At 73.0% G+C, this 21,606-nt stretch carries 18 protein-coding genes; 14 read left to right on the top strand and 4 right to left on the bottom strand.

The window, feature by feature from the left end; translation table 11 throughout:
- Positions 1–41 precede the first annotated feature (41 nt).
- Together arfA and mads6 are read right to left on the bottom strand one after the other, a co-directional pair.
- The gene (gene arfA, locus FHS22_RS20510) at positions 42–1,541 is read right to left on the bottom strand and encodes an arabinosylfuranosidase ArfA (protein WP_184943879.1); all 1,500 of its coding nucleotides are present in this window, start codon (positions 1,539–1,541) and stop codon (positions 42–44) included.
- A 250-nt stretch (positions 1,542–1,791) separates the two neighbouring features.
- Entirely contained in the window at positions 1,792–3,294 is a 1,503-nt protein-coding gene (gene mads6, locus FHS22_RS20505) for a methylation-associated defense system protein kinase MAD6 (RefSeq protein ID WP_184943877.1), read from the bottom strand.
- A 156-nt stretch (positions 3,295–3,450) separates the two neighbouring features.
- Between mads6 and FHS22_RS20500 the strand changes: the two genes are divergently transcribed.
- Positions 3,451–5,406, top strand: coding sequence for an ABC1 kinase family protein (locus FHS22_RS20500; protein WP_184943875.1), 1,956 nt, complete (start codon positions 3,451–3,453; stop codon positions 5,404–5,406).
- 17 nt (positions 5,407–5,423) lie between these two features.
- Here the strand turns inward: FHS22_RS20500 and FHS22_RS20495 are convergent, their stop codons facing one another.
- On the bottom strand, positions 5,424–6,092 hold the full coding sequence (locus FHS22_RS20495; RefSeq protein WP_184943874.1) for a response regulator: 669 nt from the start codon (positions 6,090–6,092) through the stop codon (positions 5,424–5,426).
- A 37-nt stretch (positions 6,093–6,129) separates the two neighbouring features.
- Positions 6,130–7,341: a sensor histidine kinase gene (locus FHS22_RS20490; protein WP_221473899.1), complete on the bottom strand. Its 1,212-nt coding sequence runs from the start codon at positions 7,339–7,341 to the stop codon at positions 6,130–6,132.
- Between the two features lie 393 nt (positions 7,342–7,734).
- On the opposite strand from FHS22_RS20490, the gene FHS22_RS20485 reads away from it, so the two are divergent.
- The 13 genes from FHS22_RS20485 (at position 7,735) to FHS22_RS20425 (ending at position 21,518) form a co-directional block, all read left to right on the top strand.
- Positions 7,735–8,136, top strand: a complete 402-nt coding sequence (locus tag FHS22_RS20485; protein ID WP_184943872.1) for a phage holin family protein — start codon at positions 7,735–7,737, stop codon at positions 8,134–8,136.
- Positions 8,133–8,828 (top strand): DUF3618 domain-containing protein, encoded by a 696-nt coding sequence (locus FHS22_RS20480; protein WP_184943870.1) that lies wholly within the window; start codon positions 8,133–8,135, stop codon positions 8,826–8,828. The genes FHS22_RS20485 and FHS22_RS20480 overlap by 4 nt, the downstream gene beginning before the upstream one ends.
- 213 nt (positions 8,829–9,041) lie before the next feature.
- Entirely contained in the window at positions 9,042–9,560 is a 519-nt protein-coding gene (locus FHS22_RS20475; protein WP_184943868.1) for a MaoC family dehydratase, read from the top strand.
- 41 nt (positions 9,561–9,601) lie between these two features.
- Positions 9,602–10,762, top strand: a complete 1,161-nt coding sequence (locus FHS22_RS20470) for an acyl-CoA dehydrogenase family protein (RefSeq protein WP_184943867.1) — start codon at positions 9,602–9,604, stop codon at positions 10,760–10,762.
- 158 nt (positions 10,763–10,920) lie between these two features.
- On the top strand, positions 10,921–11,472 hold the full coding sequence (locus tag FHS22_RS20465; RefSeq protein ID WP_184943865.1) for a TetR/AcrR family transcriptional regulator: 552 nt from the start codon (positions 10,921–10,923) through the stop codon (positions 11,470–11,472).
- Positions 11,473–11,581: 109 nt separating this feature from the next.
- Positions 11,582–13,759: an MMPL family transporter gene (locus tag FHS22_RS20460; protein WP_184943863.1), complete on the top strand. Its 2,178-nt coding sequence runs from the start codon at positions 11,582–11,584 to the stop codon at positions 13,757–13,759.
- A 133-nt stretch (positions 13,760–13,892) separates the two neighbouring features.
- Positions 13,893–15,089: a histidine kinase gene (locus tag FHS22_RS20455; RefSeq protein WP_184943862.1), complete on the top strand. Its 1,197-nt coding sequence runs from the start codon at positions 13,893–13,895 to the stop codon at positions 15,087–15,089.
- 169 nt (positions 15,090–15,258) lie between these two features.
- Entirely contained in the window at positions 15,259–16,554 is a 1,296-nt protein-coding gene (locus FHS22_RS20450) for an MFS transporter (protein WP_184943861.1), read from the top strand.
- Between the two features lie 55 nt (positions 16,555–16,609).
- Positions 16,610–17,371, top strand: coding sequence for a LytR/AlgR family response regulator transcription factor (locus FHS22_RS20445; RefSeq protein WP_184943860.1), 762 nt, complete (start codon positions 16,610–16,612; stop codon positions 17,369–17,371).
- Positions 17,368–17,814, top strand: coding sequence for a hypothetical protein (locus tag FHS22_RS20440; protein WP_260408124.1), 447 nt, complete (start codon positions 17,368–17,370; stop codon positions 17,812–17,814). The genes FHS22_RS20445 and FHS22_RS20440 overlap by 4 nt, the downstream gene beginning before the upstream one ends.
- Positions 17,815–17,857: 43 nt before the next feature.
- A complete protein-coding gene (locus FHS22_RS20435; protein WP_184943859.1) occupies positions 17,858–19,357 on the top strand; it encodes a sodium/solute symporter in 1,500 nt (499 codons plus the stop codon).
- Between the two features lie 224 nt (positions 19,358–19,581).
- Positions 19,582–19,911, top strand: coding sequence for a DUF485 domain-containing protein (locus FHS22_RS20430; protein WP_184943858.1), 330 nt, complete (start codon positions 19,582–19,584; stop codon positions 19,909–19,911).
- The gene (locus FHS22_RS20425) at positions 19,908–21,518 is read left to right on the top strand and encodes a solute symporter family protein (RefSeq protein WP_184943857.1); all 1,611 of its coding nucleotides are present in this window, start codon (positions 19,908–19,910) and stop codon (positions 21,516–21,518) included. The genes FHS22_RS20430 and FHS22_RS20425 overlap by 4 nt, the downstream gene beginning before the upstream one ends.
- Positions 21,519–21,606: the final 88 nt, after the last annotated feature.

Genomic DNA, 21,606 nt, shown 5'->3' with positions numbered 1-21,606 from the left:
AGATCCGGCCGGACGCGGGGGATCGTTCCCGGTGCCCGGTCTCACGCTCCGCCGAGGCGGATGACGTTCCAGGACAGCGGCGGCAGCACGGCGCGGAGCCGGCCGCCGTCCACCGCGGTCCCGTCCGCCGCGGGGCGGGGCCGTACCCGGTCGGGGTTCTCGCGGGTGTTCTTCGCGTGCCGGTCGTCGTCGGCGAGCACCTCGTGGGAGAGCACCCGGAGCCCGTCGCTCAGGGCCCGCACGTCCGCGGTCAGCTCCATCGGCCCGTCCAGCGCGCGGTTGACGGCGAAGACCGTGACCGTGCCCTCCCCGTCCCGCACCGCCGTCGCGTGCAGCAGCGGCGTCTCGCCGTGGGCGGCGGTCTCGACGACGGGGGAGACGGGCTCGACCCGCAGCACCTCGCCCCGGCCGTACCGGGAGGCCTGGGCGAACGGGTGGAAGATCGTCTGCCGCCAGGCGGGGCCGCCGGGCTCGGTCATGATGGGCGCGATCACGTTGACCAGCTGGGCCTGGCAGGCGATCTTGACCCGGTCCGCGTGGCGGAGCAGGGCGATCAGCATGCCGCCCACGGCGACCGCGTCGGTGAGCGAGTAGGTGTTCTCCAGCAGCCGGGGCGCGCGCTCCCAGGGCCGGGCCTCCTCCTCCATCGGCCGCATGTACCAGACGTTCCACTCGTCGAACGACAGGGTGATCCGCTTGCGCCGCTTCAGTTTCGCCCGCACGTGGTCGCAGGTGGCCACCACGTCCTCGATGAAGGCCTCCATCGCCGAGCCCGAGGCGAGGAAGCCGGCCGGGTCGTCGTCCTCCTCCCGGTAGTAGGCGTGCAGCGACACGTGGTCGACGTCGTCGTAGGCGGCCGACAGGACCTCCTCCTCCCACGCGCCGAAGGTCGGCATGCCGTGGTGGGAGCTGCCGCAGGCCACCAGTTCGAGACCCGGGTCGATCATCCGCATGGCGCGGGCGGTGGCCGCGGCGAGCTTGCCGTAGTCGGCGGCGGGCCGGTGCCCGATCTGCCAGGAGCCGTCCATCTCGTTGCCCAGGCACCACAGCCGGATGCCGTACGGCTCCGCCGCGCCGTGCTCGGCCCGCAGGTCCGACAGGTGGGTGCCGCCGGGGTGGTTGGCGTACTCCAGCAGGTCGCAGGCCTCCTGCACGCCGCGGGTGCCGAGGTTGACCGCCATCATCGGCTCGATCCCGGCGGCCCGCGCCCAGGCGGCGAACTCTCCCAGGCCGAACTCGTTGCTCTCGACCGACCGCCAGGCGGGCTCCAGGCGGGCCTTCCGGACGGGGCCGACGCCGTCCTCCCAGCGGTGGCCGGAGACGAAGTTGCCGCCCGGGTAGCGCACGACCGTGACGCCCAGTTCGCGCACCAGGTCCAGCACGTCGCGGCGGAAGCCGTGCTCGTCGGCGGCGGGGTGGCCGGGTTCGTGGACGCCGGTGTAGACGCAGCGGCCCAGGTGCTCGACGAACGAGCCGAACAGCCGGGGGTCGACGGTGCCGACGGAGAAGGCGGGGTCGAGGGTGAAGGAGGCGCGGTGCATGGACGCCCTTCCGGGAGGAAGCGTAGGGAACACCGATGATTAAAACGTGTCACCTGTCTCGCGCGCCATACCTCTCCCTGAATGTCCCTGATTCGGGGGTTTCTGGGCACTGGAAAGCTGGATGCGTACGTCTTCTTCGCTCGAATGATTTAAAACGTTTTGTCGAATTCCGGACCCCGGATCGGCGTTTCCGCTCCCGGCCGGCCGCACCCCGGAGAGGCGGGGCCGGGTCCCGGAGACCGCCGGGAGGTCAGGCCCGCTTGCCCGAGATGCGGCGGAAGGCCTCCCGGAGCAGGCCCGGCCGTCCGGGCTCCGGCCGGGCCGGCTCCCGGGAGGCCGGTCCGGGAGCAGGCCCGGCCGGAGCCCGGACGGCGTCCTGCCGGGCCTGCCGCGCCCGGATCAGGAGGTCGAGGGCCTCGGCCGCCGAGGGCCGCTTGGCGGGGGTGTGGTCGCGCATGCGGCGCAGCAGGTCCAGCACCTCGGCCGCGACACCGCCCGCCGGGAGTCCCCGGCCCTGCGCGCCGGACGCGGGCCCGGCGTCGGGGCTCGCGGGCGGCAGGGCGCCGGTCAGCAGCTGGAAGGCGACCACCCCGGCCGCGTAGACGTCGGAGGCCGCCGTCATCAGCTCGGGCCTGGCCTGGCACTCGGGCGCCACGTAGTGGGTGTCCAGCACGTTGGGCAGCTCGCTGGCCACCGTGTGCTGGCGGGGCCCCGGCTTGGCGTAGTCGAACCCGGTCAGCATCGCGTGAGCGCCCTCGGCCACCAGCACGCAGGCGGGGCTGAGCGCCCGGTGGATGACGTTGTTGGCGTGGACGTGGGCGAGGCCGCGCAGCATGTCCTCCACGACGTCCAGCCGCGCCTCCGGGGCGAGCGCCTCCCGCCCGGACGGGCTCAGGTGCAGGTGCAGCGCCTGGCCGTGCACGTCGTCCAGGACCAGCACGAACCGGCTCTCGTCGTCGACGGCGAAGAAGTCGCGGGAGCGCACGACGCACGGGTGCGGCGGGATCCTGGTCAGGGACTGGTAGGCGTTGGTGATCAGCCGCCGCTCGGCGGCCCTCGGCTTCTCCTCGGCCAGCGGGTCGGCACGGTAGACCCGCAGCAGGACCGTCTCGCTGTCCGGCACCGTCGCGTTGACCGCCCGGTACTCGGTGACGCGGTTGTCGCCGCCGAGCTCCTCCTCCACCTCCCAGTTGCCGAACCGGGGAGGGGCGGTGGACCGCCGCACGCTGCCGTTGAGCGCCTCGATGATCGCGGTGCGGTACGGCCCGGTGTCGGTGGTGTAGCCGCGCCGGACCCGCGAGGGGTCGCCCAGCGTGCCGATCAGGCCGGCCAGGTCGGTGACGTGCCGGGAGTCGCGCCCGGCCGGGTCGACCAGCCGCGCGCCGTTCCCGGTCAGCACCACGACGCTGTCGACGTAGATCCGGTCCAGCTCGCGGCGCTCGCGCGCGAGCAGGCCCTTGAGCGCCCGCCCGTTGGCCCTCAGCTTGCTCACCGGGGAGCCGAACGCGCTGCGCCGCGCCGGGAACCAGCGCGTCCCGGAGACCTCGATCCGGCCCCGGGTGCCCTTGACGTCGAGGACGCAGAGCGCGTGGCCGGTCAGCACGATCAGGTCGACCTCGAAGACGTCGTCGTCCCGCGGAACCTCGATGTTGTGCAGCAGCAGCCAGTCGGCGGGCGCGTTGTCCCGCAGGTGCGCGATGACCCGTCGTTCGGCGTCGTTGACCGGGCGTCCGCCACCGACGATCTGTGCCATCCGAGCGCGCCGCCTCTCTCTGGATCCTCGACCCGCGGGGTCCTCAACGGAACAAGGTTCCCATTGTCCCCGGCATTCCCGCGCCTCCGCCACCTCGCGGCCCTCCCGCGGATGATCTAGTCTGTCGGCCGTCGTCTACCGGGAAGCGGGGATCGCATGGACTTCATGGTGACGGCGGCCTTCGCGGTCACGGTGGCCGTGCTGCTGGCCGGGTTCGCGGTGGTCGTGCGGCGCCTGCTGGACCTGCGGTTCGGGGTGGTCCGCACGGTGCTGGCCGGAGTGCTCGCGATGTCCGTGGGCGGGCCGATCATGCAGGCGCTCGCGAGCGGCGTGGAGCCGGACGACCCCGGCATCACCCCCCTCTGGTTCCTCTTCCTCGGGGTGTTCTGCGCGCTGCTGGCCGGGATGGTGTTCCTGGTGGTCGCCGAGGCGCTGGTGCCGCCGGGCTCGTTCCCCGGACCGCTGGAGGCCGTCCGGGGGCTGCGCCGCCGTACGGCCAGGACCCGGCGCTACCTGGCGATCACCCGCGTCCTGGTACGGCACGGCCTCGGCCCCTACCTGCGCGGCCGCGACCCCGACCTGGGCGCCCCCTCCAGCAGGGCCCGCCTGGCCAGGTCGTTGCGGCAGGCACTCGACGACGGCGGCGTCACCTTCGTCAAGCTCGGTCAGATCCTGTCCACCCGGAGCGACCTGCTGGCCCCGGAGTTCGTCGAGGAACTGCGGCTGCTCCAGGACCGGGTGACCACGGCCCCGTGGGCGGAGATCGAGCCGGTGCTCGCCGCCGAGCTGGGCGGGCCGGTGGCGGGGACCTTCGCCGAGTTCGGGCGCGAGCCGCTGGCGGCGGCCTCGATCGCGCAGGTCTACCGGGCCAGGCTCACGACCGGGGAGGAGGTCGTGGTCAAGGTCCAGCGGCCGGGGATCGCCGCCGTGGTGGAGCAGGACCTCGACATCGTGGCCCGCCTGGCCCGGACCCTGGAGCGGCGGACCCGCTGGGGCCGCGCGTTCGGCGTGACCGAGCTGGCGCAGGGATTCGCCGCGGCGCTGCGCGAGGAGCTCGACTTCCGGGTCGAGAGCGCCAACATGGCGGCGGTGGCCGCCGCCCACGCCCGGGACGCCGGCGAGCCGGTCCGCGTCCCCGCGCCGCACCCGGAGCTGTCCGGGCGGCGGGTGCTGGTGATGGAGCGGCTGGACGGGGTGCCGTTCGGCGGAGCCGTACCGGAGGGGGCGGACCGCGAGGGGCTCGCCAGGACCCTGTTCGAGACGCTGCTCCGCCAGATCATGCTGCACGGCGTCTTCCACGCCGACCCGCACCCGGGCAACATCATGCTGCTCGCCGACGGACGGCTGGCGCTGCTGGACTTCGGCTCGGTGGGGAGGCTCGACGCCTCGCTCCGCGGCGCCCTGCAGCGCCTGCTGATCGCGCTGGACCGGGGCGACCCGCTCGGGGTGGGCGACGCCCTGCTGGAGGTCGTGGCGCGCCCGGACGAGATCGACGAGCGCGAGCTGGAACGCGAGCTCGGCCGGTTCATGGCCCGCCACCTGGTCGCCGGCGTCACCCCGGACGTGCAGATGTTCGGCCACCTGTTCCGCATCGTCGCCGCGCACGGCCTGTCCGTCCCGCCCGAGGTGGCGGCGGTCTTCCGGGCGCTGGCGACGGTCGAGGGCACCCTCGCCCGGCTGGCGCCCGGCTTCGACGTCGTCGCCGAGGCACGGGCCTTCTCCACCCGGCACATCGCCGAGCAGGCCGCCCCGGAGCGGATCCGGGAGACGGCCGCGGCCGAGGCCCTCAGCCTGCTGCCCATGCTGCGCCGGCTGCCCCGGCGGCTGGAGCGGATCGCCTCCGCCGCCGAGCACGGCCGGTTCGGCGTCAACGTGCGGCTGTTCGCCGACGAGCGCGACCGGCGGCACGTCACCGGCCTGCTCCACCAGGTGCTGCTCACCGTCCTGGCGGCCACCACGGGGATCATGGCCGTGCTGCTGCTCGGCACCTCCGGCGGGCCGTCCGTCACCGACGACGTCGGCCTCTTCCAACTGCTCGGCTACAACCTGCTGGTGGTCAGCGCGGTCCTGGGCCTGCGCGTGCTGGTGGTCATCTTCCGCGCCGGCCGCTGACCCGCCCCCGCCCGGGGCTAGGAGCGGGGGCGCGGGCTCACCAGGCCGGTCTCGTAGGCCAGCGCGACGGCCTGGGCGCGGCTGGACAGCCCCAGCTTGGCCATCGCCCGGTTGAGGTGGGTCTTGACCGTCGCCTCGCTCACCTGCAGCTCCCCGGCGATCTCCCCGTTGGACAGCGCGCGGCCGACCATGCGCAGGACCTCGATCTCCCGGGCGGTCAGCGCGCCGAGCCCGGCGTCCGGGGCGAGGGCGGAGTCGCGGCCGCTGGTGTAGGCCTCCACGAGGCGGCGGGTCACGGTCGGGGCGAACAACATGTCGCCCGCGGCGATCGCGCGGACCGCGGCGATCAGCCGTTCCGGCGGGGTGTCCTTGAGCAGGAAGCCGCTGGCCCCGGCGCGCAGCGCGTCGTAGACGTACTCGTCCAGGTCGAAGGTGGTCAGGATCAGGACCTTGGGCGGCGGCTGCCCGGCGGCGGCGAGGATGCGCCCGGTCGCAGCGATGCCGTTCAGGCCCGGCATCCGCACGTCCATCAGGATCACGTCGGGCCGTACGGCGGCGGCCAGCCGGACCGCCTCCTCGCCGCCGGATGCCTCACCGGCCACCTCCAGGTCCGGAGTCGCCCGGATCAGCGCGGCGAACCCGGCCCGCACCAGGATCTGGTCGTCCACGACCAGCACCTTGATCATTCGTTTCCCCGCTCACCGAAGCCGCCGTCCACCCGGTTCACCTCCTGCCGGAGTCGCCGCCGACCGACGGCAGCGGCAGCGTGGCCGAGACCCGGAACCCGCCCTCCGGCAGCGGACCGGAGACCACCGTGCCCCGGTAGAGCCTGACGCGCTCGCGCATTCCGATCAACCCGTGCCCGCCCCCGCCGGACGGCCGCGGAGGGGAGGCGCCGTCGTCGGTCACCGTGACGCACAGCTGCTCGCCGCCGTAGTGCACCCGGACCCTGGCGCGGGCCGGGAGCGCGTGCTTGATCACGTTGGTCAGCCCCTCCTGCGCCACCCGGTACGCGCACAGCTCGATCCCGGGATTGAGCGGCCGGGCGCTCCCGGTCACCTCCACCTCGACCGGCACCCCCGCGGCGCGCACGCGTTCGACGAGCTGGCCGAGCTGGCCGAGGCCGGGGGTGGGGTCGTAGACGCCCCCGCGACCGCCGTCGCCGTGCTCCCCGTCCAGCCGGAGCACCGCCAGCAGCCGCCGCATCTCCTCCAGCGCCTCGTGGCTGGTGTCGGCGACCGTGGCCAGGGCGGCCCGGGCCGTACCGGGGTCGCTGGAGAACACGTAGCGGGCCAGCCCGGCCTGCACGGAGATCACCGACATGTGGTGGGCGACGATGTCGTGCAGCTCCCCGGCCAGGCGCACCCGCTCCTCGGTGACCGCCCGCCTGGCCCGGTCCTCCTGCTCGCGCCGGAGCCGTTCGGTGAGCTCGGCCAGAGACCGGTTGCGCTCGGCGAGCCGGCGTCTGCCGATGCCGAACACGCAGGTGACCCCGACGATCGCCACCCCCTGCACGGCGTTCAGCAGCGCCAGGCCGTCCTCCGCGGTGATCGCGGCCCACCACCACACCGCCGTCGCCGCGGCCGCCCCGGCCAGCATGAGCGGCAGCGGGCGCTGGGCGGCGACGCTGTAGAGGGCGAACATGGGGGAGAAGTTGTTCACGTTGGGCTGGTAGCCCAGGGCGTGGTGGCAGACCGAGGCGGTCGCGCAGACGAGGAGCACCGTCAGCGGGGCCGTCCTGCGCACGGTGAGCGGCAGGTTGGCCGCGCAGGTCAGCGCGATCGCGACCGCGTCGGGCCGCCGCCACGCGCCGCCGTGGTCGGCCGCCGCCCACACCAGGGTGACCGCGGTGAGCGCGACGGCGAACGCCGCGTCCGCGAGCCGGGGGTCGAGCCCGCCCGCGCGCTCCGCCCACGCCGTCATCCTTGCGCGCATCCGGGCATGCTAGCCAGCCGGACGCACCCTCCTCATCGGGCGGCCGGTTGAGCGGGCATACCGCAGAAGTCGTACGGCGGGGCCCCGCGTACCGCGCCGGTCACGGCCGGATCAGCCTCCTGAGCGATGCCGGGCCCGGGGCCGGAGACCTAGCGTGGAATCCCTCCGGACGATTCATGACGTTCCAGATGACCGGTGAGCGGCGGGCCGTCCTCTCCGCGGACCGGTCGCGCGCACCGGGGTTCCTGAGGCCGCAGGCGGGGGCGCCTCCGGGGCCGCGCCCGCGCTCCAGAGCCGTGGCCGGGGCCGGAGGGGAGACCCGGTCCCGGTCACGCGGAGGTTTGCCGCGGCCAGAACGGGTAGACGCCTACTTCTATAGGGAGGAGGCATGTCATGACGAGCGCGACAAAGGAATCCCTTTCCACCGCCGAACTGGTCCGGCAGGTTTCGGAAGGGGTATCCCGTCTGGTCAGGGACGAGCTCCGCCTGGCCAAGATAGAGCTCGCGGAGAAGGGGAGACACGCGGGGCGGGGAGCAGGACTGTTCGGCGGAGCCGGGGCCGTGGCCCTGCTCGGAGCCGGGGCCGTGGTGGCCGCCGTGATCATACTGCTCGCCGAGGTGCTGCCCGCGTGGGCGGCCGCGGCGATCGTGGGAGCGGTGCTGCTGGCGGCGGCCGGGCTCCTGGGGCTGCTGGGCAAGCGCCAGGTCGACGAGATCGGCTCGCCGGCCCCCGAGCGAACCATCCGGAGCGTCAAGAACGACATCGACGCCGTGAAGGAGAGGGCCCACCGATGAGCGAGACCGACCCGGGCCGGCCCGGCCGGGACCTCACAGAGGCCGGTACGACCGGTGCCCGCAGACAGGAGATCGGTACGCCCGTGCCCCCGGACGAGCGCGGCTCCCTGAACATCCAGCCCAAGGAGCCGGGGCTGTCGCCGGCCGCGGGAACCGGGGGCACGCCGTCCGGCGAGACCGGAGACGACCGGCTCGGAGCCGACGAGACCCCGGACGAGCGGAGGAGAGGGACGCTCCACGCGGTCGGGGACGACCGTACGGCCGCGCCCGCCGGGACGGCGAGCGAGGAGGCCGTACGGCGGGACATCGAGGAGACCCGCCGCGAGTTGGGGGACACCGTGGAGGCGCTGGCCCACAAGACCGACGTGAAGGGCCGGGTCCACGAGACCGCGGCCCACATGGGCGACGACCTGAAGAGCCGCGTCCAGGGGACCGCGGCCCAGGTCGGCGACGACCTGAAGCGCATGGGCAACGCCACCGCCTCCACCGCCACCGGCCTGGTGGACCGCGTCAAGGAGGCCGGCCCCGGGGCGCTGGAGGCGGTCCGGGAGGCGACCCCGGCCAAGGTCAGGCACGCGACGGGCAGGGTGTCGGCCGAGGCCGGCCGCAGGCCGGTCGCGACCATGGCCGTGGCGGGCGCGGTCGCGATGCTCGTGGTCCGCATGCTGCGGCGCAGGAGGGCGGCCAGGTAGGCACGCCCGACGGGAACCGGGCGGGCGGTCCGCGAGGCGCGGCCCCGCGACCCGCCCGCCCCGGGAGTCCCGCCCCGCCGGACGACGCCGGGGGCGTCTGCACCCGCCTCCGGCCGGGCCGGTCCCGCGGCGCGGGACCGTGATCCGTACAGGCCATTGACCGTGCAACGATCTGCCCACTAGCGTCGAGGTCTCGCCGTCCAGGGAGAGACCGTGACCGTGCACGAACCCGGCCTCGGCCGTTACTACGAGGACTTCGCCGTCGGCGACATCTACCAGCACCCGCTCGGCCGCACGATCAGCGAGGCCGACAACACCTGGTTCACGCTGCTGACGATGAACACCAACCAGAACCACTTCAACGCCCACTTCGCCGAGCGCGCCCCGGTCGGCAGGATCATCGTCAACTCCGGGCTGACCGTGGCGATCGTGCTCGGCATCTCGGTGATCGACGTCAGCCAGACGGCGCTGATGAACCTCGGCTGGGACGAGATCAGGCTGACCCACCCGGTGTTCGTGGGCGACACCCTCTACGCCGAGTCGATCGTGCTGGAGAAGCGGGAGTCGGCGTCGAGGCCGTACGCCGGGATCGTCACCTGCCGGACCCGCGGGCTCAACCAGGACGGCGACGAGGTCATGTCCTGGCGGCGCAGCGTGATGGTCTACAAGCGCGACGCCCCGCACGACAAGCAGTACTTCCCGCAGGCCAAGACCGGCCCTCTGACGATCTGAGGATCGCGCCGGCCTCCCCCGGTGGCTGAAAGGACCCGTTCGTGGATTTCGAACTGAACGACGAGCAGCGGATGTTCCGCCGGACCCTGCGGGAGTTCGTCGACTCCGAGATCGTGCCGGTCGCCCCGGAGTGGGAGCGGACCGGCCGCTACCCCACCGAGATCGTCGAGCGGTTCAAGCAGATGGGGCTCTTCGGGATGACGGTCCCCGAGGAGTACGGCGGGCTGGCCCTGGACCGGGTCTCGTTCGCCCTGGTCTTCGAGGAGATCGCCCGCGGCTGGATGGGCGTGGCCGGGGTGCTCGGCTCCCACTCGCTGGCCGCGTGGATGATCGCCGAGCACGGGACGGAGGAGCAGCGCAAGGCCTATCTGCCGGACCTGGCCACCGGAGCCCGCCGTACCGGCATCGCGCTGACCGAGCCGGGCGCGGGCACGGACCTGCAGGGCATCCGGACCCGGGCGGTCCGCGACGGCGACCACTACGTGGTCAACGGCACCAAGACGTGGATCACCAACGCCCGCCACGCCGACCCGATGCCCGTCCTGGTCAAGACCTCGATCACCGAGCCCGCCCACCGGGGCATGTCCCTGCTCCTGGTCGAGGCCGGGACGCCCGGCTACACCGTGAGCCGGGACCTGCCCAAGCTCGGGTACAAGGGCACCGAGACCTGCGAGGTGGTCCTGGAGGACGTGCGGGTGCCGGTCTCGCGGCTGCTCGGCGGCGTCGAGGGCCGGGGGATGCAGCAGGCCCTGTCCGCGCTGGAACTCGGCCGGATCAACATCGCCGCCCGCGCCGTCGGCGTCTCCCAGTGCGCCTACGACGCCGCGCTGGGCTACTCCCGCGAGCGCCACGCCTTCGGCAGGCCCATCGCCGACTTCCAGGCCGTCCAGCTCAAGCTGGCCGACATGGCCACCGACATCCAGGCCGCCCGGCTGCTCACCTACTGGGCGGCGACCCGCTCGGAGGGGGGCGCGGTGAACGCCGAGGCCGCCATGGCCAAGTACTTCGCCTCGGAGGTCGCGCTGCGCACCACGATGGAGGCCATGCGCGTCCACGGCGGCTACGGCTACTCCCAGGAGTTCGTCGTCGAGCGCCTCTACCGTGACGCGCCGCTCATGGCCATCGGCGAGGGCACCAACGACGTGCAGCGGATGGTCATCGCCAGGGCCCTCGTCTCGGGAGCCGCCCGGGTCGGCTGGTGATCCGGCCGGGACGCGGTCTCGGGGGAGCGGCCCGCGCGGCGCGGCGCCCCCGCCCGCTGCAAAACGGACAATTTGTGACGTAAACCACTCCCGGAAACTGTCCGATCGGTCAGAACCTGACCGATCGGACAGGCATCCTTGAAGGGGAGGTGGTTTCCGTGTCACGCAGCGCCCGCCCCGGCACCCGCCGGGAGATCCTGGAGGCGGCGGCCGGGCTCTTCGCCGCGGGCGGTTTCCGGGGGACGTCGCTGCAGGACATCGCCACGGCCGTGGGCTGTTCCAAGGCCGCCCTGCTGTACCACTTCGACGGCAAGGACACGATCCTGAGCGAACTGCTCGCTCCGGCCGTCGCGGCCTTCCGGGAGCTCGACGCCCGCCTGGCCGTCCTCGACGACCGGGCCGTACGGCTCGCGGCCGTCGAGGGGTTCGTCGACCTCGTGCTCCGCTTCCGGCGGGAGGTCGTCATCCTCTACCACGACATCCAGGACCTGCTCCGGAGCATGGCGTTCGCGGGCGTGCAGGAGATGACGGACCGGCTCCTGGACGCGCTCGCCGGCCGTTCGCCGGAGCCGGAGGCCCGCACTGCCGCCCTCCTGGTCCTCGGCGGAGTCCCGGCCGCCTGCGCGGCGTCCGGCGGGCTCGAGGGGAGCGGGATCCGGGGGGATCTGGTCCGGAGCGCGGCGCGCGCACTGGGCCTGCCCGCGGACTGACCCCGCCCCGGAGCGGCCCCGCCCTCGTCCCTTCCTCCGCTGTTCAGGCATGTCTCCATCCGACACGTCGCCATCCAACAAGACTGATGAATCCCGACAAGGACGCTTCATGGCAACCCTGCTGTACCGGCTCGGCCGAGCCTCGTTCCGCCACCGGCGGCTCGTCCTCGTCCTGTGGCTCGCCGCGCTGGCCGCCCTCGGCGGGACCGCAGCCGCCTTCATGGGCCCCACGGCGAGCAACTTCACCATGCCCGGCACCGAGTCGCAGCGCGCGCTCGACGCCCTGAGCAAGCAGTTCCCCCAGGCGGCCGGGACCACCGGCACCATCGTGGTCGCCGCCCCGCAGGGGCGGCAGCTCTCCTCCCCGCAGGAGCAGGCGGCCGTCCAGGCGGTCGTGAAGGAGGCCGCGGGACTGCCCGGAGTGGTGGCCGCCGTCGACCCGTTCCAGGTCCGCGCCGTCTCTCCCGACGCCCGGTACGCCCTGATCCAGGTGCAGTTCGCCGGCCGCGCCGACGCGGTGACCGACGCCCAGCGCGACGCCTACGGGAAGACGGGCGCCGCCGCCGAGGCCGCCGGCCTGCGGGTGGAGCACGGCGGCGAGGTGATGTCGGCCGAACCGGAGATCGGCTCGACCGAGGCGCTCGGCGTCGCCGTCGCGGCGGTCGTCCTCGTCGTCACCTTCGGGTCGCTGGTGGCCGCCGGGATGACCATGCTCACCGCGCTCATCGGCGTCGGGGCCGGCATGGCCGGGCTCTTCGCCCTCAGCGGCGCCATCGAGCTGACCAGCACCGCCCCGGTCCTCGCCCTCATGCTCGGCCTGGCCGTCGGCATCGACTACTCGCTGTTCATCACCTCCCGGCACCGGCAGAACCTGCTCGACGGCCTGGAGCCCGAGGAGGCCGCCGCGCGCGCCGTCGGCACCGCCGGATCGGCCGTCGTCTTCGCCGGGGCGACCGTGGTCATCGCGCTCGCGGGCCTGGCGGTGGTCGGCATCCCGTTCCTGACCGTGATGGGCCTGGCCGCCTCCGGCACCGTCGCCGTCGCCGTACTGGTGGCGATCACCCTGCAGCCCGCGCTGCTCGGCTTCGCCGGCCGCCGCATCCTGCCCCGCAAGGTCCGCGCCGCCGCGCCGGAGCCCGGCGCCGGCGAGCACGGCGGCTTCGGGTTCCGCTGGGCGCGCGTCGTCACCCGCCACCGGGTCCCGGTCGTCCTCGCCGGAGTGATCGGCCTGGCCGCGCTGGCCGTACCGGCGGCGGACATGCGCCTGGCGCTGCCCGACGCGGGCACCGCGCCGGCCGGCTCCTCCGCGCGCGAGGCGTACGACCTCATCGGCGAGGGCTTCGGTCCCGGGTTCAACGGCCGTCTGATCGCCGTCGTCTCGGCGGACTCCGCCGCGGCGACCGGGACGGCCGCCAAGGAGGCCGCCGGGCTGATCCAGGGCACCGAGGGGGTCGTCGCGGTCGCCCCGCCGCAGCTCAACGCCGACGGCACGACCGCGATCCTGACCATCGTCCCGGCCACCGGTCCCACCGACGCGGCCACCGAGACGCTCGTCCGCGACGTCCGCGACCGGGTCGCCGGGATCGGCGGCGCGCAGGTCGCGCTGACCGGCGCCACCGCCCTCGGCATCGACGTCTCCGAGAAGCTCTCCGACGCGCTCCCGGTCTACCTGCTCCTCGTCGTCGGCCTCTCGGTGCTGCTGCTGATGCTGGTCTTCCGCTCGGTGCTCGTCCCGGTCAAGGCGGCCCTGGGCTTCCTGCTCACCGTGGGCGCCACCTTCGGCATCACCGTCGCGGTCTTCCAGGAGGGGTGGCTGGCGGACCTGGTCGGCCTGGACACGCCCGGCCCGCTGGTCAGCTTCCTGCCGATCCTGCTCATCGGCATCCTGTTCGGGCTCGCCATGGACTACCAGGTCTTCCTGGTCTCCCGGATGCGGGAGGACTTCGTCCACGGCGACACCGCGCAGCAGGCCACCGTCAACGGCATGGGGCACGGCGCCCGGGTCGTCACCGCCGCCGCGCTCATCATGATCTCCGTCTTCGGCGGCTTCGTGCTCATGGACGACGCGATCATCAAGTCGATGGGCTTCGCCCTGGCCATCGGCGTCGCCATCGACGCCTTCGTGGTCCGGATGACGATCGTGCCGGCGGTCATGTCGCTGCTGGGCGACAGCGCCTGGTGGCTGCCCCGATGGCTCTCACGGGCCCTGCCCAACGTCGACATCGAGGGCGAGCAGCTCCGCGCGCACCTCGGCCAGGAGGCGCCGAAGGTCCCCGCCGGGGTCTGATCCCCGCCGGTCCCGGCCGGCCTCACCGGAGAAACCGTCCCCGCGCCCGGGCGCCGCACCGCGGCCCCCGGGCGCGGGCGTGTCCGGGCGCCGGGGTCGCCGGGAGAAGACCGGGCCGGATATGGTCCGGGACGTGGAACCCGTCGTCGCCGTGCTGCTGGTCGCCGCCCTGGCCGGCATCCCCGCCCTGGTGCTCTGGCGGGTGCTGCGCGGCCGGCGGGAACTGGGCAGCAGCCCGGCCGAGCGGGCCACCTTCGAGACCCTGCACACCGCCTCGCTCGCCGCGCCGCCGCTGCGGGCCGGGCTGACCGAGGCGGGCAGCCAGAAGGCCTCCCGGCACCTGCGCGAGCTGCTCGGCTCCCCGGCGCTGGCCATCACCGACGAGCAGCGGCTGCTGGTCTACGACGGAGAGGGCGACCACCACTCCCACGAGGCGTTCGGCAACGCGGCCAGGACCCTGGCCGACGGCCGCACCCAGGTCCTCGGTCCTGAGGTCGTCTCGTGCGAGCTGCCCGAGTGCCCGATCCGGTTCGCGGTCGTGGTGCCGCTCACCACCGACGGCCGCGTGGTCGGCTCGCTGGCCGCCTACGGCGGGCACGCCTCGGCAGGGCTGGTCCGGGCCACCCACGAGGTGGCGAACTGGGTCGACTCCCAGCTGGAACTGGCCGAGCTGGACCGCTCGCGGACGCGGCTGATGGAGGCGGAGGTGCGGGCGCTGCGGGCGCAGATCTCCCCGCACTTCATCTACAACTCGCTGACCACGATCGCGAGCTTCGTCCGCTCGGATCCCGACCGCTCCCGCGAGCTGCTGCTGGACTTCGCCGACTTCACCCGCTACTCCTTCCGGCGGCACGGGGAGTTCACCACGCTCGCCGAGGAACTGCGCTCCATCGACCGCTACCTGACCCTGGAACGCGCCCGCTTCGGTGACCAGCTCCAGGTCACCCTGCGGATCGCGCCGGAGGTGCTCCCGGTGGCGGTGCCGTTCCTGTGCCTGCAGCCCCTGGTCGAGAACGCGGTACGGCACGGCCTGGAGAGCAAGCCCGGGGTCGGCCGGATCTCGATCGTCGCCGAGGACGCCGGGGCGGAGTGCCGGATCAGCGTCGAGGACGACGGGGTGGGCATGGAGCCCGACCGGCTCCGCCGCATCCTGGCCGGTGACGCCGACGAGCGCTCCGGGGCCGGAGGCGTGGGCCTGGCCAACGTGGACGAGCGGCTGCGCCAGGTCTACGGCGACGAGTACGGGCTGGTGGCGGAGACCGGCAAGGGTGCCGGGACGAAGGTGAGCGTCCGCCTGCCCAAGTACCGGCCCGGCGTCTCCGCCCGCTGAGCTCCGGCGTTCCCGCCGCCCGCGCGCACGCGGTCCGGCCTCTCCGGCCTGGGCGGTCTCTTCCGCGAATTTGAGATGTCACGTAGTAGTGGAGATATCGCACAAGTTATGTCAAGATCGCCTATCTGCCTGTACGGTCCGAACCCGCCCCCCCTGATTCGGAGAGTTCATGAGCACCAGCCGCACCGACGCTCCGGAACCGGCCGCCGACCCGGAACCGGCCCCTCCTGCGGAGAAAGGGCTGGGACGGCGCTTCTGGGTGCTGTTCTCCTCCAGTTCCACGTCCAACCTGGCGGACGGCGTGGGCAAGGTCGCCCTGCCGCTGCTGGCGGTGAGCCTCACCCGCGACCCGGTGCTCGTCGGGGCGCTGTCGTCGCTCACCTTCCTGCCGTGGGTGCTGTTCGCGATCGTCAGCGGGGCGCTGGTGGACCGGCTGGACCGGCGCCGGGCGATGATCGCCGCCCAGCTGGTCAGGGCCGCGGTGGTCGGCCTGCTGGCGGCGGCGGTGATGACCGGGCAGGCGGCCCTGTGGATGCTCTACGTGGCGGCCTTCGCCCTCGGCGCCGTCGAGACGCTCTACGACAACGCGGTCCACGCCATGACGCCCCTGGTGGTCCGGCGCGACCAGCTGGAGAAGGCCAACGGCCGGATCCACACGGCGATCGTCGTCGCCGACAGCTTCCTGGGCGCCCCGCTGGGCAGCGCGCTGTTCGTGGCCCTGGCCGCCCTCCCGTTCCTGGCGAACTCGCTGGGCTTCCTGCTCGCCGGGGCGCTCCTGCTCCTCCTCCCGGGGAACTACCGCGCCGACCGGAACGGCGACGGGCCCGCGAACCTGCGCGCGGAGATGGCCGAGGGCGTCCGCTGGCTCTGGAACCACAGGCTGCTGCGCGGGATCACCCTGATCGTCGCGCTGGCGGCCGGGGCGTTCAACGCCGTCATGGCGATGCTGGTGCTGTTCGTGGTGGACCTGCTCGACCTGCCGCCCGCCACGTTCGGCTGGTTCCTGCTCGCCGCGGCGGTCGGCGGCGTGACCGGCGGGCTGGTCGCGGCGCCCCTGGCCCGCAGGCTGCCCAGGCCGCTGGTCATGGCGGCCGGGACCGGGGTCCCCGCGGTCACCTTCGTGCTCATCGGGACCTTCCCGTCCGTGCCGATGCTCGCCGTCGCCTGCACGGTCGGCGCCATCGGGACCGTGGTGTCCAACGTGGTGACCATGTCGGTCCGCCAGGCGCTGATCCCGCCGCACCTGTTCGGCCGGGTGCTCGGGGCGATCCGCACGGTGCTGTGGGCCCTGATGCCGGTCGGCGCGCTGGCGGGCGGCCTGGTGGCCGGGACGTTCGGCCTGCGGACCCTCGCGGTGGCCGGCGGAGTCGCGATGCTGGTGCTCGTGGTCCCGCTCATGCTGATCCTGCACCGCCACCGGACGCTGCTGGACACGTTGAACAGCCCGGATACTGTTGACACCTGATGTCTGATTCATCACCCTCTAGGGATTCCATGGTGAACGACCCGGAGGAGTGAGCGTGACCGGCCTGCGCGTCCTGGCGGTGGACGACGAGCTTCCCGCCCTGGAGGACCTGGCCTACCTGCTGCGGGCGGACCCCCGCATCGGCGAGGTCTCCCTGGCCAGGGACGGGGCGGCCGCGCTGCGCGCCCTGGACCGGGCGATCGCCGACGGGCGGCCGATCGACGCGGTCTTCCTGGACATCCGGATGCGCGGCCTGGACGGGGTGGTGCTCGGTAGACTGCTGTCGCAGTTCGCCAACCCGCCGAAGGTGGTCTTCGTGACCGCCTACGAGGAGCACGCGGTGGACGCCTTCGAGCTCAAGGCCGAGGACTACCTGCTCAAGCCGGTCCGCCCCGAGCGGCTGGCCGAGGCCATCCGGAGGGTGTGCGTCTCGGCCGAGCTTCCGGACGGCGACGGCGGGGGCCGCGCCGAACCCGGGACGATCCCGGTCGAGCTCGGCGGCGTGACCCGGTTCGTGGCCAGCACCGAGGTCCGCTACGTCGAGGCGCAGGGCGACTACGCCCGGCTGCACACCACGACCGGCAGCCACCTGGTCCGCATCTCGCTGGCGACGCTGGAGGAGCGCTGGGCCTCGGCCGGGTTCGTCCGGGTGCACCGCAGCCACCTGGTCGCGGTCAAGCACATCGACGAGCTGCACATCGACTCGGGCCGCTGCGTGGTCCGCATCGGCGAGACCGAGATCCCGGTCAGCCGACGCCACACCCGGGAGCTGCGCGACCTGCTGGTCCGCCGGGCGCGCAGGGGGCGCGCGGAATGACCAGGGAACGCGACCGGGCACGCCGGGACGGGGAGCGCTCCCGCCGGGAGGGCGAGCGGGCCCGCAGAGACGGGGAGCGGCCGCGCCGGGAGGTGGTGACCAGCCCGCGCACCACGGCCGCCCGCCATCCCCGCTACCCGGTCAGCCGGGAGATCGACGAGCAGACCCGGCTGGGCGAGGTCTACATGCGCTCGCTGGTCCGCACCCAGTTCCGGCTCGCCCTGTTCGTTTGCACGGTGCTCGCCTGCGTGGTCGGCGGGCTCCCGCTGCTGTTCCTGCTCGTTCCGGAGCTGCGCGCGGTCCGCCTGGCGGGGATCCCGCTCCCGTGGGCGGTGCTGTCCGGGCTGATCTACCCGGCCTTCGTGCTGGGCGCCTGGCTCTACGTGCGGCAGGCCGAACGCAACGAACGCGACTTCGCCGAGCTGGTGGAGCGCGAGCGGTGAGCGCGTCCCGGGGACCGCGCGGGCCGCGGGCGGGACGGGCCGGATGAGCACGGCCTACGGCGTGACGGCGGTCGTGCTGGTGGTGCTGGCCGCGGTGCTGATCGGGGCGTTCGGCATCCGGCTGTCGCGGACCACCTCCGACTTCTACGTCGCCTCCCGGAGCGTCTCCCCGCTGTGGAACGCCTCCGCCATCGGCGGGGAGTACCTGTCGGCGGCGAGCTTCCTCGGCATCGCGGGCCTGATCCTCGCCTACGGCGCCGACATGCTGTGGCTGCCGGTCGGCTGGACCGGCGGCTACCTGGTGCTGCTCGTCCTGGTCTCCGCGCCGCTGCGCCGCTCAGGCGCCTACACGCTGCCGGACTTCGCCGAGGCGCGGCTGGAGTCCATGGCCGTGCGGCGGGTGGCCAGCGTGCTGGTCGTGCTGATCGGCTGGCTGTACCTGATGCCGCAGTTCCAGAGCGCAGGCCTGGTGCTGCGGACCGTCACCGGCGCGCCGGTCTGGGCCGGGGGACTGCTGGTGGCCGCCGTGGTCGCGGTCAATGTGATCTCCGGCGGCATGCGGTCGATCACGTTCGTGCAGGCCTTCCAGTACTGGCTCAAACTCACCGCGCTCGCCGTGCCCGTGGTGTTCCTGCTGATCGCCTGGAGGGCGGACGGATCCCCCGGGCTGAGCGCGCACGACGCGGCCACCTGGGCGCTGCCCCTGGCCGGCGACCGGGAGTACGGCCTCTACTCGACCTACTCGCTGATCCTGGCGACGTTCCTGGGCACGATGGGCCTGCCGCACGTGCTGGTCCGCTTCTACACCAACCCCGACGGCCGGGCCGCCCGCCGTACCACGCTGGTGGTGCTCTCCCTGCTCGGCGCGTTCTACCTGCTGCCCGCCGTGTACGGCGCGCTGGGCCGGATCTACACGCCGGGACTGGAGCGCAGCGACACGGTGGTGCTCACCCTACCCGGCACGCTGGTCGGAGGGGTCGCCGGGGACCTGCTGACCGCGCTGGTGACGGCCGGGGCGTTCGCCGCGTTCCTGTCCACCTCCTCGGGGCTCACCGTCTCGGTGGCGGGAGTGATCGGGCAGGACATCCTCAAGGGCGGGGTGCGCTCGTTCCAGACGGCGGCGGTGCTGGCGGTGACCGTGCCGCTGGGCCTGGCCGTCTCCGCACGCTCGCTGCCGGTCGCCGACGTGGTGGGCCTGGCCTTCGCGGTGGCGGCCTCGTCGTTCTGCCCGCTGCTGGTGCTGGGCATCTGGTGGCGGCGGCTGACCTCCGCCGGGGCGATGGCCGGGCTGCTCACCGGCGGCGGACTGGCCTGCGGCGCGGTCCTGGCGACGATCATCGGCGGTCCGCACACCGGCCTGGCCGGCGCGCTGCTGGCCCAGCCCGCCGCCTGGACGGTGCCGGTCTCCTTCACGGTCATGGTGGTCGTCTCGCTCCTCACCCCGGGCCGCATCCCGCGGGGCGTCGCCCGTACGATGGTCCGCCTGCACACCCCCGAGACGCTCAACCTCGACCGGGGCGACTGGCGGCCGCGGCCGTCCTGACACGGGCCGGACCCCGGCCGGGGCCGCCGGTCACCCGGTAGGCCGCCGCGCGCCATGTGGCCGAACCGTTCGGCGCGCCAGAAGGACCTTTCATCGCAAGTCGTGTCCAACTGAACGCGGCCCGGCGGCGGCTGGGCGAAGAGTCCGCCTGAAGGTCTCCTCGGCGGGTACCGTCCCCTCCTACGTTGTTCGTGATCCAGATCACATTCGTGGGAGGTCTCCTCGTGAAGACCAGACAACATGACTCATCTGTCTACGAACAGGTGCAGTCCAGCGAACGCTTCCAGGAGCTGAAGCGCCGCTTCCGCGCCTGGACGTTCCCGATGACCGTGGCCTTCCTGGTGTGGTACCTGCTCTATGTGGTGTTGTCCGGCTGGGCACGCGACTTCATGGGCATCAAGGTGCTGGGCAACATCAACGTCGCCCTGATCTTCGGCGTGCTCCAGTTCGTCTCCACGTTCGGCATCGCCTGGGCCTACTCCCGGCACGCGGAGAAGAAGCTCGACCCCATCGCAGACGAGATCCGCCACGATATCGAGGGAAAGTCTGAATGAGCTCCCAGGCGCTTTCCACCATCCTGTTCCTGCTCTTCGTCGCCGCGACGCTGGCCATCACCTTCTGGGCCAGCCGCCAGACCAAGACGGCCGCCGACTACTACGCCGGCGGGCGGTCCTTCAGCGGCGCGCAGAACGGTCTGGCGATCGGCGGCGACTACATGTCGGCGGCGAGCTTCCTGGGCATCGCCGGGATCATCGCGCTGTCGGGCTACGACGGCTTCCTGTACTCGATCGGCTTCCTGGTCGCCTGGCTGGTGGCGCTGCTGCTGGTCGCGGAGCTGATGCGAAACTCCGGCAAGTTCACCATGGCGGACGTGCTGGCCTTCCGGATGAGCCCCCGGCCGGTCCGCACCGCGGCGGGCGTCTCCACCATCGTCGTGTCGATCGTCTACCTGGTGGCGCAGATGCTCGGCGCGGGCCTGCTGGTCGGCCTGCTGCTCGGTGTCACCTCGGAGGCCGGCAAGGTATGGACGATCATCGGCGTCGGCATCCTGATGATCGTCTACGTGGTCGTCGGCGGGATGAAGGGCACCACCTGGGTGCAGATCGTCAAGGCCGTGCTGCTCATGGGCGGCGCGACCCTGATCACGCTGCTGGTGCTCGGCAAGTACGGCTTCAACCTCTCAAGCCTGCTGGGGGACGCCGCCGCCAAGAGCGGCAAGGGCGACGCCTTCCTCAACGCCGGCCTGAAGTACGGCACCGAGGCGCAGGGCCTGGCGGGCAAGCTCGACCTGATCAGCCTGGGCCTGGCCCTGGTGCTGGGCACGGCGGGCCTGCCGCACATCCTGATCCGCTTCTACACCGTGCCCACCGCCAAGGACGCCCGCAAGTCGGTCATCTGGGGCATCGGCATCATCGGCACCTTCTACCTGCTCACCCTCGTGCTGGGCTTCGGCGCGGCGGCGCTGGTCGGCGGCGAGACGATCGCGGCGCAGGACAAGGGCGGGAACACCGCGGCGCCGATGCTCGCCAAGGCGATCGGCGAGCAGATGTTCGGTGAGGTGGGCGGCACGATCCTGCTGGCCGTCATCGCGGCGGTCGCGTTCGCCACGATCCTCGCGGTCGTCGCCGGCCTGACGCTGGCCTCCAGCTCGTCCTTCGCCCACGACCTGTACGCCCACGTGATCAAGCGCGGCAACGTCACGGACAAGGAGGAGGTCGTGGTCGCCCGGATCTCCGCCTTCGTCATCGGCGCGGTGGCCATCGGGCTCAGCATCCTCGCGCAGGGGCAGAACGTGGCCTTCCTGGTCGCGCTGGCCTTCGCGGTGGCGGCCTCGGGCAACCTGCCCGCGATCCTCTACAGCCTGTTCTGGAAGGACTTCAACACCGCGGGCGCGGTCTCGGCCATCTACGGCGGTCTCGTCTCCGCCGTCGTGCTGGTGATCTTCTCGCCGGTGGTGTCGGGCAGCCCGACCGCGCTGTTCCCCACCGCGGACTTCCACTGGTTCCCGCTGAGCAACCCGGGTCTGGTCTCGATCCCGCTCGGCTTCCTGGCCGGGTGGATCGGCACCAAGCTCAGCAAGGAGTACAACGCGGCCAAGTACGCCGAGATCGAGGTCCGGGCCCTCACCGGCGTCGGCGCCGAGAAGGCCACCGAGCACTAGGAGACTACTGAAGATGTAGGGGCTGACCTCGCCGTGAACACCGGCGGGGTCAGACTGGTGTTATGCAAGGTCAGTGGGCTGGTGAACC

The sequence above is a fragment of the Thiemannella venezuelensis genome (genome assembly GCF_014203605.1).
In the GTDB taxonomy this organism is placed as follows: domain Bacteria; phylum Actinomycetota; class Actinomycetes; order Streptosporangiales; family Streptosporangiaceae; genus Planomonospora_A; species Planomonospora_A venezuelensis.
The sequence above is the reverse complement of the archived record's forward strand: the minus strand, read 5'-3'. Positions and strand labels throughout refer to the sequence as shown.

What these genes read in the sequence shown, in the direction of transcription:
- FHS22_RS20500 (WP_184943875.1), top strand. Translation starts at nt 3,451, where the DNA reads ATGGACTTCATGGTGACGGCGGCCTTCGCGGTCACGGTGGCCGTGCTG.
- FHS22_RS20490 (WP_221473899.1), bottom strand. Translation starts at nt 7,341, where the DNA reads ATGCGCGCAAGGATGACGGCGTGGGCGGAGCGCGCGGGCGGGCTCGAC.
- FHS22_RS20435 (WP_184943859.1), top strand. Translation starts at nt 17,858, where the DNA reads ATGAGCACGGCCTACGGCGTGACGGCGGTCGTGCTGGTGGTGCTGGCC.
- arfA (WP_184943879.1), bottom strand. Translation starts at nt 1,541, where the DNA reads ATGCACCGCGCCTCCTTCACCCTCGACCCCGCCTTCTCCGTCGGCACC.
- mads6 (WP_184943877.1), bottom strand. Translation starts at nt 3,294, where the DNA reads ATGGCACAGATCGTCGGTGGCGGACGCCCGGTCAACGACGCCGAACGA.
- FHS22_RS20440 (WP_260408124.1), top strand. Translation starts at nt 17,368, where the DNA reads ATGACCAGGGAACGCGACCGGGCACGCCGGGACGGGGAGCGCTCCCGC.
- FHS22_RS20495 (WP_184943874.1), bottom strand. Translation starts at nt 6,092, where the DNA reads ATGATCAAGGTGCTGGTCGTGGACGACCAGATCCTGGTGCGGGCCGGG.
- FHS22_RS20450 (WP_184943861.1), top strand. Translation starts at nt 15,259, where the DNA reads ATGAGCACCAGCCGCACCGACGCTCCGGAACCGGCCGCCGACCCGGAA.
- FHS22_RS20480 (WP_184943870.1), top strand. Translation starts at nt 8,133, where the DNA reads ATGAGCGAGACCGACCCGGGCCGGCCCGGCCGGGACCTCACAGAGGCC.
- FHS22_RS20460 (WP_184943863.1), top strand. Translation starts at nt 11,582, where the DNA reads ATGGCAACCCTGCTGTACCGGCTCGGCCGAGCCTCGTTCCGCCACCGG.
- FHS22_RS20425 (WP_184943857.1), top strand. Translation starts at nt 19,908, where the DNA reads ATGAGCTCCCAGGCGCTTTCCACCATCCTGTTCCTGCTCTTCGTCGCC.
- FHS22_RS20485 (WP_184943872.1), top strand. Translation starts at nt 7,735, where the DNA reads ATGACGAGCGCGACAAAGGAATCCCTTTCCACCGCCGAACTGGTCCGG.